This is a genomic window from Chromohalobacter sp. HP20-39 (genome assembly GCF_033052815.1).
Lineage (GTDB): Bacteria > Pseudomonadota > Gammaproteobacteria > Pseudomonadales > Halomonadaceae > Chromohalobacter.
Genome location: NZ_JAWHTP010000107.1, coordinates 1 through 520 on the forward strand (window position 1 = coordinate 1; position 520 = coordinate 520).

Here is a 520-nt window from a genome sequence, read left to right on the forward strand (position 1 = left end):
GACGGCAGCGGTGCACATGGATAGTGACGAACGCATCGCACATCTGGTCAAGAATGCATATCGTGGGTTATCGAGTGCGCTGCAAGCGCGCCTGCGGGCGCACGATGTGATGTACGGTCAGTGGACGTTCCTGCGCATCCTGTGGCAGACGGATGGCATCACGCAGCGGCAACTGAGCGCTCGGGCAGGCGTCAGGGAGCCTACGACTTTCTCGGCAGTGCAGTCGATGGAGAAGTTGGGCTACGTCACGCGACAAAAAATGCCGGACAACCGCAAGCAGGTCCGGGTGTTCCTCACGCCGAAAGGCGCATCTTTGCGCGCGTTGCTGATTCCGGCTGCTGAGGAAGTCAACGATATCGCGCTCATTGGCATTCCGGCGACGAATGTTGCGATCACGCGTGAAACGCTGCTCGCGATCAACGAAAACCTCGCGCGCGCCGGGGCATCGGCGCAGAACGATGCGCAAGGCAATGACCGTACTCTGTAGAACGTTATGCATCAGGCCACGACACATCAGGAC

At 59.6% G+C, this 520-nt stretch carries 1 protein-coding gene; it reads left to right on the forward strand.

Translation table 11 applies throughout. The features are described from left to right. Positions 1-487, forward strand: a 487-nt coding sequence (locus tag RVY79_RS17160) for a MarR family winged helix-turn-helix transcriptional regulator (RefSeq protein WP_317465682.1), incomplete at its 5' end; no start/stop codon positions are given. Between the last annotated feature and the right edge of the window lie 33 nt (positions 488-520).